General features: G+C 60.7%; 12 protein-coding genes. 7 read left to right on the plus strand and 5 right to left on the minus strand.

The window, feature by feature from the left end:
• Positions 1-73 precede the first annotated feature (73 nt).
• The gene (locus tag V5E97_RS05740; protein WP_406698333.1) at positions 74-1,234 is read left to right on the plus strand and encodes an ISAs1 family transposase; all 1,161 of its coding nucleotides are present in this window, start codon (positions 74-76) and stop codon (positions 1,232-1,234) included.
• Between the two features lie 600 nt (positions 1,235-1,834).
• Here the strand turns inward: V5E97_RS05740 and V5E97_RS05745 are convergent.
• Together V5E97_RS05745 and V5E97_RS05750 are read right to left on the minus strand one after the other, a co-directional pair.
• Positions 1,835-2,101, minus strand: coding sequence for a hypothetical protein (locus tag V5E97_RS05745; RefSeq protein WP_406698334.1), 267 nt, complete (start codon positions 2,099-2,101; stop codon positions 1,835-1,837).
• A gap of 148 nt (positions 2,102-2,249) precedes the next feature.
• Positions 2,250-2,678, minus strand: coding sequence for a DUF2780 domain-containing protein (locus tag V5E97_RS05750; RefSeq protein ID WP_406698335.1), 429 nt, complete (start codon positions 2,676-2,678; stop codon positions 2,250-2,252).
• A 470-nt stretch (positions 2,679-3,148) separates the two neighbouring features.
• Between V5E97_RS05750 and V5E97_RS05755 the strand changes: the two genes are divergently transcribed.
• From V5E97_RS05755 to V5E97_RS05770, 4 genes are all read left to right on the plus strand, one after another.
• Positions 3,149-4,990, plus strand: a complete 1,842-nt coding sequence (locus V5E97_RS05755; RefSeq protein WP_406698336.1) for an ABC transporter permease subunit — start codon at positions 3,149-3,151, stop codon at positions 4,988-4,990.
• Between the two features lie 579 nt (positions 4,991-5,569).
• The gene (locus V5E97_RS05760; RefSeq protein WP_406698337.1) at positions 5,570-8,371 is read left to right on the plus strand and encodes a DUF1549 domain-containing protein; all 2,802 of its coding nucleotides are present in this window, start codon (positions 5,570-5,572) and stop codon (positions 8,369-8,371) included.
• A gap of 132 nt (positions 8,372-8,503) precedes the next feature.
• Positions 8,504-9,796 carry a DUF1501 domain-containing protein gene (locus tag V5E97_RS05765; RefSeq protein ID WP_406698338.1) on the plus strand — a complete coding sequence of 431 codons (1,293 nt, stop codon included), beginning with the start codon at positions 8,504-8,506 and terminating at the stop codon, positions 9,794-9,796.
• A gap of 57 nt (positions 9,797-9,853) precedes the next feature.
• On the plus strand, positions 9,854-10,885 hold the full coding sequence (locus tag V5E97_RS05770; RefSeq protein ID WP_406698339.1) for a WD40 repeat domain-containing protein: 1,032 nt from the start codon (positions 9,854-9,856) through the stop codon (positions 10,883-10,885).
• 619 nt (positions 10,886-11,504) lie between these two features.
• Here the strand turns inward: V5E97_RS05770 and V5E97_RS05775 are convergent.
• The 3 genes from V5E97_RS05775 to V5E97_RS05785 form a co-directional block, all read right to left on the minus strand.
• Positions 11,505-11,915: a hypothetical protein gene (locus V5E97_RS05775; protein WP_406698340.1), complete on the minus strand. Its 411-nt coding sequence runs from the start codon at positions 11,913-11,915 to the stop codon at positions 11,505-11,507.
• A gap of 83 nt (positions 11,916-11,998) precedes the next feature.
• A complete protein-coding gene (locus tag V5E97_RS05780; protein WP_406698341.1) occupies positions 11,999-13,072 on the minus strand; it encodes a protein kinase domain-containing protein in 1,074 nt (357 codons plus the stop codon).
• A 291-nt stretch (positions 13,073-13,363) separates the two neighbouring features.
• Positions 13,364-13,540, minus strand: coding sequence for a hypothetical protein (locus tag V5E97_RS05785; RefSeq protein ID WP_406698342.1), 177 nt, complete (start codon positions 13,538-13,540; stop codon positions 13,364-13,366).
• A gap of 360 nt (positions 13,541-13,900) precedes the next feature.
• Between V5E97_RS05785 and V5E97_RS05790 the strand changes: the two genes are divergently transcribed.
• Positions 13,901-14,107, plus strand: coding sequence for a hypothetical protein (locus V5E97_RS05790; protein ID WP_406698343.1), 207 nt, complete (start codon positions 13,901-13,903; stop codon positions 14,105-14,107).
• 10 nt (positions 14,108-14,117) lie between these two features.
• Positions 14,118-14,474 carry a hypothetical protein gene (locus tag V5E97_RS05795; RefSeq protein ID WP_406698344.1) on the plus strand — a complete coding sequence of 119 codons (357 nt, stop codon included), beginning with the start codon at positions 14,118-14,120 and terminating at the stop codon, positions 14,472-14,474.
• Positions 14,475-14,505 lie beyond the last annotated feature (31 nt).

Raw genomic sequence — 14,505 nt, forward strand, 5'->3', positions numbered from 1 at the left:
CTTGCGCTTTGGCCGATTTATTTGTATACATTCTCTGGGAGATTTTTACGGCTACGACGCACTTGGGTCAACCATGGCGAATATCAAGCAAAACGACATTGACGAAATCATTCAGCATTTCGCCGAGTTGGAGGACCCTCGCTCCACTATTAACCGCCAGCATCCTCTGAGTAGTGTGCTCGTCATTGCCTTGATGGCGGTCCTCGCTGGTGCCGCCGGGCCGACCGCGATCGCCAAGTGGGCCGCCATGAAGGAGGAGTTCCTCGTGAAGCTCCTGGACCTACCCCGTGGTGTCCCACGAAAGGATGTCTTTCGTCGCGTCCTGATGATCCTCAAGCCCGCCGCGTTTCAAGCCTGTTTCGCAAACTGGCTCCAATCTTTGCGCGATGCGGCCACTGCGGCGACCGGCGTCGAGCAACCGATCCTGGCGATTGATGGAAAAACGTTGCGGCGAAGTCACGATCACAAGAACGGTCTAGGGGCTCTCCATTCGGTCAGCGTTTGGGCCAGCGAATTTGGCCTGTCGTTAGGGCAAGTGGCCTGCGCCGAGAAATCCAACGAGATCACGGCCATCCCCGAGTTACTGCGGCTTGTGGACATCAAGGGAGCGATCATCACGATTGACGCGATGGGGACACAAAAGGCGATCGCCTCGCAAATCGTTGAGGGCGAGGCGGATTATGTGCTGGCGTTGAAAGGAAACCAGGAGACGTTGCACCAGGCTGTTATGGGAGCGATCAACAAAGAATGGGAGAACGATTTCGCCGATGTCAAAGCGAGTCGGCTTCAGACCAGCGAGACGGCCCATGGGCGAGCCGAAACGCGTACGTACATTCAGATGGCTGTGCCAGAAAGTTTGCCGGGGCTCAAGCCATGGAAGGGGCTGAAGTCGATCGGTGTCGTGGTCTCTGATTGTGTCCGGAACGGGAAAAAAACGTCCGAAGTGCGTTATTATATCAGCAGTCTTAATGTCGATGCGAAACGATTCGCCCACGCCGTCCGGAGCCATTGGGGCATCGAAAACGCCTGTCATTGGAGTCTCGATGTAACCTATCGCGAGGACGAGTCGCGAATCCGAGAGAAGCACTTGCGCGAGAATTTCGCATGGCTCAATCGCCTGACACTGTCGCTATTGAAGCAACATCCGGGCCGTGACAGTCTGGTGATGAAACGACGCAGTTGCGGTTGGAGTGACGACTTTCTTCTGCAAGTTCTTGCCGGATCAACACTTTAGTGTGCGCTGGCCCTGGGCCAGGAGATCTATCTCCGGGTGGTCGACCGCCATACGGACTCGAATGACTGGGCGCACATCAACTTCGACGACTTTCGGTTTCACCCCGCCCCTTCCGGAACGCGTGCGAACGGACCAGCGTTCTGACCCTCTCGACCAAGATTTGGCGAGATTATTGTGAAGTGCTGATGTATTGCTGATTGAGTTGCTTCCGTGGGGTTGACACAGCCCACGTAAAGCTTCGCCTAACCCGTTATGAATTGATCAATGATTTGCATTTGATCAGCGGCCAGAATCCGATTTCTCCCGTAAGGTGGGCACGGTTTACCATTCTTATCTCCTTGCCAAGGCAGAGGTTAAGATGGTGGGCCGTGCCCACCCTACGGGAAATATTAGGCCGACGATGAGGCCATGGCCGATCGCGTTGACATCGGGAGCAACGGGTTCGGCGAAACTTTGCGTGGGCCGTGCCCACACTGCGGGAATCAATGGACCTACGCTGACGCCAAGGCTGATTGCGCCGCGATTGCCGCCCTGAAGGGCGGGTTCACCCCCGAGCCCATTTCGAGGAGTCTCGGAACCCGCCCCTCGGAGGTCGCCTGCTCAGAGGGTCGAGAACTGAGCCTCCGAGAACCCTGACCGGGAACCGACGGAGACCGACTCGACTTTGATCGGCAACGGGTCTCCGCCTTCGACCTGAAGGCGGAAGGTCTTTCCGTCGAGCACCCCCTGCATAAACGACTCGGTGTCTGGCAACTCGAACCGGCCGGAGCGCGCCCCGGCGGCTTCCTCAGGGGACTCGATCGTCCCGTCGACTTCGGTGATGGCCTGGCCGTCTTCAGCGGCCAACGACGCGTGGAAAGGCTCCATGATGGAAAGGCCTCCTCATTTTGAGGAAGGAACGAGATTCATCAATTCGTGGAGTGATCCTCCTCTTCGACTTAGCTCGGAAGGGAGGACCCTATCCGGTTGTTTCGCCTGAACGACCCGCTGCTCACGCGGGCCGTCGGGTCTCGGATCAGCCGCCGCTGGCCCCGGCCGGCGTTGTGAGCGTGGGGAGGACGGCCTTGACCTTTTCGAGAAGTTCGGGGGGGAGGAACGCCTTGAGTTGTTCGAACGCCTGGGGAAGGAACTTCTCGATCTGATCGGCGCTGAGGCCGACACGCGAGAGGTCCGACAGGAGGTGGGCCCCGTCCCCGACGTGCCCGCCGAACAGCTTGCCGGCCAGGCCCGAGACCATGCCCATGAGGCCGGAACTTGTTCCCCCTTCATCGGCCGGGTGGGCCGAGAGCATCTCCGATGCGCCGGGGAGGGCGGATTGCAGCTTGCCGAAGAGGTCGGGGGGGAGGTTCTTCTGGAGGAAAGCCAGCAAGGCCCCGAGACCTTTCTTGACCATCTCGCCGTCGATCCCGGTTTGCGAGGACAGGGCAGTGATGATGTCGGCCATTTGGTAAGAACTCCTCTGGTTCGTCGGACGCTACGGGATAATCACGAGCGACAACGGATCGGGCCGGGCGCGAGGGTCTGTGGTCCTCGGCACGGAACCGACGACTGAACTGGAGAGGGCACCGGGGCCGCCGAGAGGAGCGCCCGGATCCCGCCGGCCGTCGAGAGATCGGGGCCGTTGGCGTCACTTACGCAAAGAGCGAGGTCGACGGGGTACCCTTTCTTATCACTCGCGAGCCTTCTGGCCGCAAGTCAAATCATTGGAATTCGCAATCTCTTTGGAATCCGTTTTGCCGACGTGGGTTCTCTGGCGGAGCGGCCAGCATGGCTGCGATCTCGAGAGACCAGGCCGTTGCCATTTCACCGAATTCCTTCGATGTAAGTGGTTGGCGGCGGACGAGGCGCGGTTTATCCTGAAACGGTTCGACCTGTCTGCCACCCCTGCATCACCGTGGATTTCGGACTTCTACCATGATTATGGGCCCCGTCTTCCGTGCCGAGTTGATGAGGACTTCAAGGCGACGGCGCTACTACGTCATGCGGACGCTCTACGGGCTCGGCCTGTTGCTGCTCCTGGGGACTAGCTACCAAAACCTGATGCTGACCATTCAGTCGTACGATCGTTTCCAGCACGTTCGAGGTTACTATCGTCAGCCTTTGATCTCGATTCTGGCGAACTTCGCGATCCAGACGTTCGTCTCGTTCGCCGTGATGCAATTGGTCATGCTCTTGGCCCTCGTCCCCGCGCTCTTCGGAGGGGTGATCGCCGACGAGAAACAGCGAAAAACGATTCACTACTTGATGGCCAGCCGGCTCTCGAGCGGGGAGATCGTGTTCGATAAGCTGCTGGCGCGGCTGCTGCATGTCCTGGTTTTCGTGCTGCTCGGCGTGCCGGTCCTGAGCTCGTTGACTCTCATGGGAGGGATTCCGTGGGAATATCTCGTGGCAGCCTATGTGGGGACCTTCTCGATTATTTTCTTCACGGCGGCCCTGGCAACACTCGTTTCGACCCTGGCTCGACGCGTACGGCAGGGAGTCTTAATCAGCTATTTGCTCGTGATCTTCTGGCTCTTCATCCCTGCAATCATTGACGCTGTTTGCAAGGTCGTTTACCCCAGGTTCTACGCTTGGTTCGGTCCGATCAATGCCTGGTTTCAGGCCACGAGTCCTGTTTATCTGCTGACTCAACAGGGATTCATGCAGGCACGTATGCCCAGGGGAGGAACCGCGGCGCTCCTGGAATCCTTCCTCTGGATGGTCGGTCTCCAAACCGCCTTGGGGGCCTTGTTCTTGCTGCTGGCCATGCAGCAGCTTCGGCCGGCGTTCCGCCGGCAGGAGACGGAATCGCGGCGATTGAGCTGGTTCGGCCCCAAGGTGCGTCGACCCCGATGGATGAGCCGGCCCGAGTGTGGAAACGATGCCATGCTCTGGAAGGAGTGTCACTTTACGCGGACCGACGTCTTTACCAAGCTCGTTGTCCTCCCCGCAACAATCTTGCTCACGGTCTGTGTTTTCCTGAGTAGTGGCGTGGACGAATCGATCTGGGGGGCGATCAAGGAACTGTACCACGAGGGTTACTGGGGCCATCTCGGGGCGAGAAGTGAATTGAATCTGCGGATTCGCCAAATCTCACCACTCTACATCGGTCTCTGGCTTCTGGCCGTGGCAGGCGCTTCGGCCTCAAGCCTGACTGTCGAGCGTGAAGAAGATACATGGATCAGTCTGACCTCGACCCCACTGCGAGCCTGGGAGATCCTCCGCGGCAAGATGATCGGGGCCGTTTGGGGCTTACGTGGTTTCGGTGGGTTGATCGGCCTCATTTGGCTCGCCGGCCTGCTGACGGGAGCCCTGCATCCGATCGGTTTGATGCTCGGCCTGGTGCTGGTCGCCCTCTTGACCTGGGGAGTCACTGCGCTGGCGATCTATGCATCGCTGACCGCTCGCAATACCTCGCGAGCCTTGACCGTAACCATCGTGAGTTTGGTCATCATCCACGGCGGATTCAACGTGATCGCATACCCCCTATTAGCGGCTTTGAGTTCAGGCATGAGTATGTTCGGCTACGCATTTGATCAGGACTATCTCAACCTGGGCTGCACCCCGTATCTCGCCTCGTTCGCCCTGGTCTCGTTAGACGATCTCCGCCGCCTCTTCGCCGACCCGAATTCTTCCACTCGCCCCCTCGTCATCGATCAGGTTGCGATTGGGATCGGCACAATCATCCTCCTTGGCCACGCGTCGGCCGCGTTCCTGTTGACCGCTCTCGCCAATCGCAGATTCGACGCAATCGTCGACCGCCCACGATTAAAATAGGGAAGTATTGATAGCTTGTGTTTTGATGATTGTTAATATTAAGAGATTTTCCGTTGGATCGCTCGCGTCCTTGTCGCTGGGGTCTGTGACCCCGGGGCGAAGGCCAACAGACCGGTGGGCACAGACCCCAGCGGCTTCGAACGCTCGGAATTGGCGGTTCGGTCTCCTTGATCCGTGCGCCATCCGACGGTAAACCGCTGGAAATCAGGATCCGGAGTGATTGTAGAGGATCAGCCCGATTTCCAGACCCTCGGTAAGAAATCCGGATTGAATGACATCTTAGGGGTTTACGCTCGCTCTGTTTTTGTGTTAAACCGGTGTTGGATAGGCCTGTCGGACCGCAAGGCCCCTGTTTCGCACCCAGGAGGAGACCTCGTGTTCTCCTTGGAGACAGGGCTGGTGAGCCGACTGGTAAGAGAAAACCCGCCGAGTCTTCGGTGATATCGACGATAACCCCTGTCGTCGTACGTGCGCTGAGCATCGAAGACTCATCATTGCAGTCCTAGCGAGTGCCCCCCCGGCCAGGCGATCGTCGAAGTCCCTCCCTCCTTTATTGTGCTTCGCGCGAGGCTCTCACCCATGAATCGCCTCCCCATACGACCTGGTTATTGCGCGTACCTGACGCTTTGTGTGCTGGGCTTGGTGGCGTCCAGGGCCCGCGCCGCGGACGCTCCCGCCCTGCCGTTGCACGAGCGGATCGACGGGGTGATCGACGCGAGTCACGTCGGTCCGCCGGTTGCGCTGGCCGGTGACGCGGAGTTTTTGCGGCGGGTTTCGCTCGACCTGACGGGGATGCCCCCGTCCGCCGAGGAATTGAAGAGTTTCCTGGCGGACCCGGCCGTTGACAAGCGGGCCAAGGCCGTTGACCGGCTCCTGGAGAGCCCGCTTTACGCCCGCCACCTGGCGACGAACCTCGACATCATGTTGATGGAGCGTCGGGTGAATAAGGATGTCACTGCCGAGGAATGGCAGAATTATCTGCTCCAGGCCGCACGTGAGAACAGGCCGCTCAACCAGGTGCTCCGCGAGGTTTTGAGTGCTGATGGTGCCGACGCCAAGCTCAGGCCGGCGGCCCGGTTTTACCTGGATCGCGGAGCGGAGCCCAATCTGATCACACGAGACGTCGGGCGGATCTTCTTCGGGCGGGATATGCAATGTGCCCAGTGTCACAATCATCCGGTGATTGCTGACTATCAGCAGTCGGATTATCACGGCCTCGTCGCCTTCTTCGCGCCCGCTTATGCCCTGGTCCGCAAGGAGGGGGGCAAAGATCAGACGGTCTTCGCCGAGAAGGCGGGGGGCGACCTCACGTTCGACTCGGTCTTTGTGAAGAATGATAAGCACCTGACCGGTCCTCGCATCCTCGGCGAGACGGAACTGGTCGAGCCGGTGTTTCCGCCCGGTGAGGAATACCAGGTGAAGCCCGCCGACAACATTCTCCCCGTGCCCAAATTCAGTCGAAGGGCTCAGCTCGCTTCGCATGTGACCGGCGGGACCAACCGCGCGTTCAATGAAAATATCGCCAACCGACTCTGGGCCATGCTGATGGGGCGAGGGCTCGTGCATCCCCTCGACCTGCATCATCCGGACAATCCGCCGAGCCACCCCGAATTGATGGCGATCCTGGCCGATGAGATCGTCGCTCGGAACTACGATACGAAGGCCTTTCTCCGCGAGTTGGCTCTGACCAGGACTTATCAGCGGGCCATCGACTTGCCCGCGGATCAGGCGCCGAACCCCGAAGAGGTTGCGTCGACGGTCTCGGAGCTCAAGACGAGGACTGACTCGCTCACGGCCGCGTCGGAAGCGGCTCAAAAGGAGTACGCGGGGGCGATCAAGGACTGGTACGCGGCCGAAACCACGCTGATTCCGGCTGCGGCCGAGCATGACCAGGCCCTGGTCAAGCACGCCGCGGTCGGCAAGAAGCAGGCCGATGCGCGGAAGGCCGTCGATGATCTTCTCGCACAGATCAACACGCGAGAGGATGTGGGGAAGACGCTCGCCGAGACCGCCGCCAAAGCTCAGGAAGCCGTCAAGAAGCTACCGACGGAGAAAGACCTGGCCGCCGCCGCTCAGAAATTCGTCGACCGCTCCAACGCCCTGATTGCTGAAGTGGCTGCTTTGAAGAAGACGAGTCCTGACAAGGCCGCCGCCCTCGCGAAAGTCAGCGAAGAGCTCGCGGCGGCAGTCAAGCCCGTCGAAGCCGCGCGGGCCAAGGCCCTTCCGCTCCGCGACCTGGTGCGCCAGAAGGAGCAGGTGGTCCTCGCCGCCCGTCGCAAGACGGCCGAGTGCAAGGTCGCGCTGGAGCGGCACAAGAGGCATCTGGAACGGCTGCAAGTCTTCGCCCAGCGCGAGACGCTCCGAGGGCAGGCCGCGGCGGTCGCCCAAGGGCTCGTCGTCAGTCGAGAGGCCGTCGCCCAGGCCCAGAAAATGGCCAAGGATTTCGAGCCGGATTTGGAGCGACATCAAACGGTCGTGAAGGCGGCCGATCAGGTCCGTCTCGGCCTGGAGAAAAACAAGGCCGAGGCCCAGGCCGCTCAGGCCGCTCAGCAGAAAATCGTCGACAGCGTTGTCGCCGCGCTCACTGCGACCGACGCCGCTCGTCAGCAACTGCCCGACGACCCGATCCTGGTCGAGGCTGCCCAGAAGCTCAAAGCGAAGGCTGAGGAGTTGCGCTCGGTGGCCGCCGCGCGAACCGCTCAGGTCGATGCCGCCACGGCAGAGGCCAAGAAGGGGGCCGATGCGTTTGCCTTGGCCAACCAAGGACTCGACGCGTCGAAGGCCGAGAAGGCACGCCGCGACGACCTCGTGGTGGTCGCCCAGAAGAAGCTGGCCGACGAAGAGTCGCGGTCCAAGGCCCTGGAATCGGAAATCGCAGGAGCGACCGAGCAACTGGCCACGCTTCGATCGAACGACTTCGACGTGGCCCAACTCAAGCCGCTCACCCCCGAGCAGATGTGCTGGAGCATTCTCAAGGTCACCGGGATCTACGACCGCTACCGCCAGGCCGAGGAGGCGGAACTGAATAAGACGAAGCCGCTGGACGAAGCGGCGAAGAACGACCCGGCCCAGGTTCGGGCTCGGACTCTCGAACTGGAACAACGCACCTTCGACAAGCTGAAGGGGAACGTCGCTTCCTTCGTGACAGTCTACGGGGCAGGGGCCGGTCAGCCGCAAAATGACTTCTTCGCCACGGCCGACCAGGCCTTGTTCGCGGCCAACGGCGGCCTCGTGAACGGCTGGGTGGCGCCCGCCGGCGGGAACGTCTCCGAACGAATGGCCGCCGAGCAGGCCGCCGAGAAAGCGGCCGAAGATCTTTATGTGACGATCCTCACGCGGTTGCCGAGCCCTGAGGAATCGGCCGACGTGGCCGGGTCCTGACCGAGCAGGCCGCCAATAAACCGGCCGCCGTGCAGGAGTTGGTCTGGGGCCTGCTGACGTCGGCCGAGTTTCGATTCAACCACTGACGCCTTTTTGCTTTGGCCGAACGCTTGCTGGAAAGGCACGTGAATTATGAAGTGCGCATACGCTTGCAACTCGTCCGAACACGTGGTGGCGCGTCGCGGTTTCCTGGCCGGCCTGGCGGCGACGGCGGCCGGGTCGGTGGTCGGGGGGCTGGGGGTCTTCGCGAGCCCGCTCGCGGCCGCCCAACTGAAGGGCGATCAGAAGCGAGTGGTCGTCTTCAACATGCACGGCGGTTTGAGTCAACTCGAGAGCTGGGACCCCAAGCCGGGGACGGATACCGGCGGGCCGTTCCGGGCGATCGAGACCTCGGTCCCTGGCGTCCGGATCTCGGAGCTCTTGCCGAACGTCGCCAAGCAGATGCATCATCTTTGCCTGGTCCGCGGGGTGAACACGAGCGAGGATGACCACGGCAAGGGGGCCTACATGATGCTCACCGGCCGTCGCCAGACCCCCGCCACCGACTACCCGAACCTCGGCGCTGTTTGCGCCAAGGCCATGACCCCTCAAGACAGCACCTTGCCCGGCCACATCATCATCACGCCCGGTGGTGGCGGCGGGCGTGGGAACGACTCCGCCTACCTCGGCCCGATGTATTCGAGCATCGCCCTGGGCAACGGCAACCCGCCTCAGAACACGACCAGGCCCGGCCAGGTCACCGAGCCCATGGACGCCGCCCGCAACGACTTTCGCAAACGGGGCAACGACCGCTTCTTGAGCCGCCGCCGCACCGCCTTGACCGAGGCCTATGTTTATTCCTATGAGCAAGCCGCCCAGCTCATGAAGCAGAGAGAGGCGTTCGACGTCACCAAGGAGCCGGCGAAGGATCACGACCGGTACGGCAAGCATGACTTCGGCCGCCACTGCCTGCTCGCCCGCCGTCTCCTGGAAAAAGGCGTGACGTTTGTTCAAGTCTCGCACTCCAACTACGACACGCATAACGAGAATTTCAATTTCCATATCGAACAGCTCGGTGAGTTCGACATCTCGTTCGCGACGTTCGTGGCCGACCTCGCGGATCGTGGCATGCTGGAGAGCACCCTGATCGTCGTTCTCTCGGAGTTTGGCCGGACGCCGAACATCAACCTCTACTACGGCCGCGACCACTGGTCACGTGCCTGGTCGGTCGTGATGGCTGGCGGCAAAGTTCAGCGCGGCGTCGCCTACGGCAAAACCAACGACAAGGGGACGGAAGTCGTGGATGGCCAGGTCGATCACGCCAACCTCTTCCACACCTATCTGCAAGCCGTGGGGGTCGACTCGACCGACTCGTTCGACATCGAAGGGCGCGACGTTCCGATGGCCGACCCTGCCTCGAAGATGATCAAACAGATTCTGGCTTGATCGCTTATTGGCTGGGTGGCTGTGCCGGGTTTACCTGAATGATGAAGAGGTTCTGCCATGAATGCTCCCGCCCCCGCCGTTGCCGTTCCCGCCGGGTTTGACCCCAAGCTTGCTCATGTGGCGGCCCAGTGGCCGACTGAGCGGCCGGTGGTGAGTTGCCGTTTCGAGCCCAAGGGTCGATTCGTGTTCTGTGGGCTCGAGAGTTCCACGGTTCAACGGTTCGACCTGGCCGACGGCAAGCGGGTTCTCTTTCCCGGCGGCCATGATTCGTGGGTCTTTTCGTTTGCGTTCTCCGCAGATGGAGCCACAACCTTCAGCGGCGGTGGCGACGGACGGATCACGGCCTGGGAGACCGCGGCAAGCACGCCTCAGCCGGTCCGGAAGATCGAAGCGCACCAGGGCTGGATCCGGGCGTTGAGCGTCAGTCCCGACGGCACGCTGCTGGCCTCGGGTGGTAACGATCGAATGGTGAGACTCTGGGAGACGGCGACGGGTAAACTGGTCCGCGAGCTGAAGGGGCACATGGGGCATGTCTACTCGCTCGGTTTCCACCCCAATGGAAAGACCCTCCTGAGTGGCGACCTCTTGGGCGCGATCAGGCAGTGGGATCTCGCCACGGGCGAACTTGCTGGCGCGTTCGACGCCAAGCCCTTGCACACGTACGAAGGGGGCCAGCAAGTCGATTTCGGGGGGATTCGCGGTCTGGCCATCACGCCCGATGGCAAGTTCGTGGCCGCGGGAGGGCTTCACAAAGCCACCAACCCTCTCGGAGCCGTTCACGAGCCGATCGCGATTCTGTTCGACGGCGAAAGCCGTAAGAACGTGCGAACCCTCCTGACAGACGGCATCACCGGGGGCGGGATCTGGCGCTTGCACTTTCTGGCCGACGGCAGCCTTCTGGGGGCATGCGGCGGGAGCAACGGCGGTCTGCTGCTCTTCTGGAAGACCGACGCCGACAAGGAGTACCATCGCTTCGGCCTACCCAACATCCTCCGGGACATGGACGTTCATCCTGACGGTCTTCGAATTGCCTCGGCCCACCACGACGGCCACGTCCGTATCACCCGTCTCGCCGCCAAGCCGGCCTGATCCACCGGGGGAGCGCCGCGAGCCGTGGTCAAGGCGGTCCCCCCGTTTGATGGAACTACCGCCCCATTTGGGTTTGCCTCGCTTTTCCTGGGGCCGCGGTCGCTCCGGCCGCCGTGCCAGGGGAGGAGGGCGGGGCTGGCCCCACAAAATGCGGTTCGACATGTGGTCCTTTTGAGACGGCCGTCGAGCCCTTCCGCGATCAATAAGTGGCGACTAGTTGTTCGTTAGTGGTGCGTGGTTGGGAAAGCGTGCATGTTAATGTTGTAAGGCATGAAAATTTTCGCATTGGTGCGATTTGCTCGGCGCGGTTGGTTGGAGGAGGCGCACCTCAGCCTCGGTGGAAATTCGTCGCCCCTGCCGCTTTCGTACAACCGATGCTCTTGGTCGGACTTCCCGTCCGGATAAGTGTGCGAAGGGTAAAAAAACTACGACCCGATACAGGGCTTGGAAGCCTCCCGCCACTCGTTCCCACGGTCCTCCGTGGGGATGAAGTCTGGGACGCTCTGCGTCCTCGGCTTTCGAGGGCCAGACGACGCGGAGCGTCGGGGACGGCATTCCCACGGGGGACCGTGGGAACGAGGGGGGATTCCTTGCTCTATGGCGGGTCGTTGAAAAAAGCTTAAATGCTGTCAGGAAACAAGTCGAGATTATCAAGTAATATTAGATTGTCATGGAAAGCGTCTTCTGTCTCGTCGTTGGGCTTCGTGTTGTCGTCTCGCTTTGGGTCCTCACCGAAAGGGTCAAAGGCCAGTAGTTCGTCCAGTCCTGATAACTCCGTCCTCAGAGACGCTTGAATCGCCTCATTTGAATCATCTTGACTGGTGCGATTTGTGATAGCTTGTTCATTTTGAGCCGAGGTTCCGCTCTTCGATGTTGAAGAGTTTGATGCGAATGGAGAGGCTTCCGCTCCTTTTGCATTCAATTGGTATTCGTCCTCGATTCTCTCGGCGAGGACCTGTGCGTCTGGCGAACGCATTCGCTGTCGTGAGGAGAAGCAGGAGGCGAGCAATTCGATCTGTTCGCGGGTCATGCCCCGCTCGATGAGGTCGTCGATCCAATCCAGCCCGGTTGGTGCCCCGTGCGAAGTGTCGCTGGCCAGTAGTTGATACCAGATTACTCCCAGGGCGTAGACGTCGTCGCGGGGATCAGGTGATGCTCCCGGATCTGCTCGGGCGAGGCATAGAAGGGTGTGTACGAGCCATGAGCAATAGAGCAAAGTAACTCGCCTCGCGGGAGATGAGTCTGCGCCCGCTCGAGGTCTTGGCCTACTGCTAATCCACCGATTCCAAAGTCCGCGATCTTCAGCCCCATTTCTCCGGGGGCATCGGATGACAAGAGGATGTTCGCCGGTTTCAAATCACGGTGGACAATCGGCGGGATGACCCGATGGAAAATGCCGACCGTCTTCGCCAGGCAAGCAATGGCCCTCGCCGCCTCTCGCGGTGAGATCCCGCCCCTTGTTTTATTTTCCCGGATCACCCCGGTCAGTTCTCCACCTCCGACATACTCGTATTCCAGACACGGCGGGTCTGCCTTGAGGTACGTGTCCCGAAGTGCCACGATGCCGGAGTGGACGCCGATCTGCATGATCCGATCGAGCAGCCTGGCTTCGTGCCGAAGAAGCCGGTCCTTGGCAGCAGGATCAAGGCAGAACTTCAGTGCCACAGGTGGCATGCTGGGACGATTCGGATTGATCGCCTTCCAGACCTCCCCGAAACCACCGATTCCAAGAAGTTCAACGAGTTCTCGGTCCACCCCAACCAGCGGAGAATCACCCGGGTTGAATCTGGGGAGGCGGCTAGGCAGGAGCAGAACTAGGTCCTGTGCGGACTTGATGGCGAGCGCCTGTGGCACCGTGCGCCCCGTGGGGTCGGTTGGACGTCGAAGTGTGCGGCGAATTGAAGCGGGGACCTGCATCAGGTAGGAGGACAGGTCACGACGTTCTTGCTCGGAGCGATCGGCGGCGACCACTCTCACGGCCTCGGCGACTGCTTCGTTGACTTCCTCGGCTGTTGCCTGGGCGAGGGCTGCTAACTCGGCTCTCCGCGCCAGTTCATCGCTCTCCTTCTCCCAGTTCCTCATCACGTCGTTGGCGACACCGAAGACGAGTTCGCCTGCGATCCCCCCCGTGAAGACGTTGAGGCAAGCTTTGGCGACGTGCTTGAGGAGGATGAGAGGGATATGCATAGACCTCGCCCTGTACGGTCTTTCTGATCACGTCCGTTGAGAATGGTATATCGCCGCCGTCCCCGTCGCCATCATCGGACGGTTGGATTTCCGTCGTTCCACCATCGCAGTGAGTCGACGGCGTCGTCCCGGTTTCGGTTCGATCCTCACGAATGGGTTGCCCCAGTCTGCCTGCCAGTTCGCGTTGAGCACGTTTGGGGTCGCTGAACGGCCGGCATGTTCCCCCCTCCCAATCGATCCTTTGCGAACTGTAATGACCGCGACTTCCCATAATATCGGCGTCGATTGATGCTAGCGGAACGCGATGCCGGCGATGTCCACCATGAAGTGCTTGCGGTTCCGCGTGTGCCGGGGATCGGAGAGCGATTCGAAGTCCGAGGCGATGGAGCCGACATCGACGAGCTTGGCCGTGGGAGGCACATCCTGGGATCGGCCCGTGTCGGCCACCCCACAAAAGGAGTGCGGCAAGCTGATCACAACGACCGAGTCAAAGAAATTGAGACACGGCCCGTTGCGCCAGACTGCTCAATTTGCACAGTGATGCGTGCTGGCCCTGGGTAAGTGGACGGGGCTGGCCCACAAAATGCGGCTCGACATATGGTCCTTTCGAGACTACTGTCGAGCCTTTCTGCGATCAAGGCGAGGTGACCGGCCCCGCGTTGATGGCGAACGCGTTCGGTTTGCCTCGGCGAGAGCCGCGAATGAGGAGCGGCGCAACACGGACGGGGGCGGCGTGGCGGGTGGCTGACTCACTTAAAAGGGCGGGAAGCGGACCTTGAGCTTCGCGATCGGCATTGTCGGCAGCCGCCGCGATTATTGAGGATATTCATGGCGAACAAGCTGAGTGTTCAGTTCAACGATCGGCAGACCAAGGTCTTGGAGGATATGGCCGATGCGCTCGGGACGACCAAGTCGGGGGTTTTGAAGACGGCCCTGGCGCTGCTGGAGGTGGCGATCCGGGAAAGCAAGGATGGCCATTCACTCGGTGTCGTGAAGGGTGACAAGGTGATCAAAGAGATCGTGGGAATCGAGTGAGCCGCCTCCGATGAATGGAATCACGCCAAGGGATGTCCCGCCCCCGAATCCGAATACGAATCCGGTGCGGATCGACCTCAAAAAAGAGATCGTCAAATCGGAGTGGAAGGAGGACCCGGTCGTCGGGTCCGAGCAGATCGCGTCGCTCTCCATTGTGCAATGGGTGCTGATGATCTTCGGGGGGGTGTACGCGCTCAGCTTCACCGCGATGTTTTTCCTTTTCTACCGGACGGACGCCACGTTCGAGAAGGGCTCGGAACTGGTCAAGTTCATGCTCCAGTCGATCCTGCCGCTGGTCACGCTCGCCATCGGCTATTATTTGGGCGATCGCAATCGCCCCCATCCGGCCTCCAAGGGACGTAAGTAAGCCTGTGCCGACCTCACTGGTTCCTCACGGA

Source organism: Singulisphaera photorubra (assembly GCF_045290345.1).
Taxonomy (GTDB): Bacteria; Planctomycetota; Planctomycetia; order Isosphaerales; family Isosphaeraceae; genus Singulisphaera.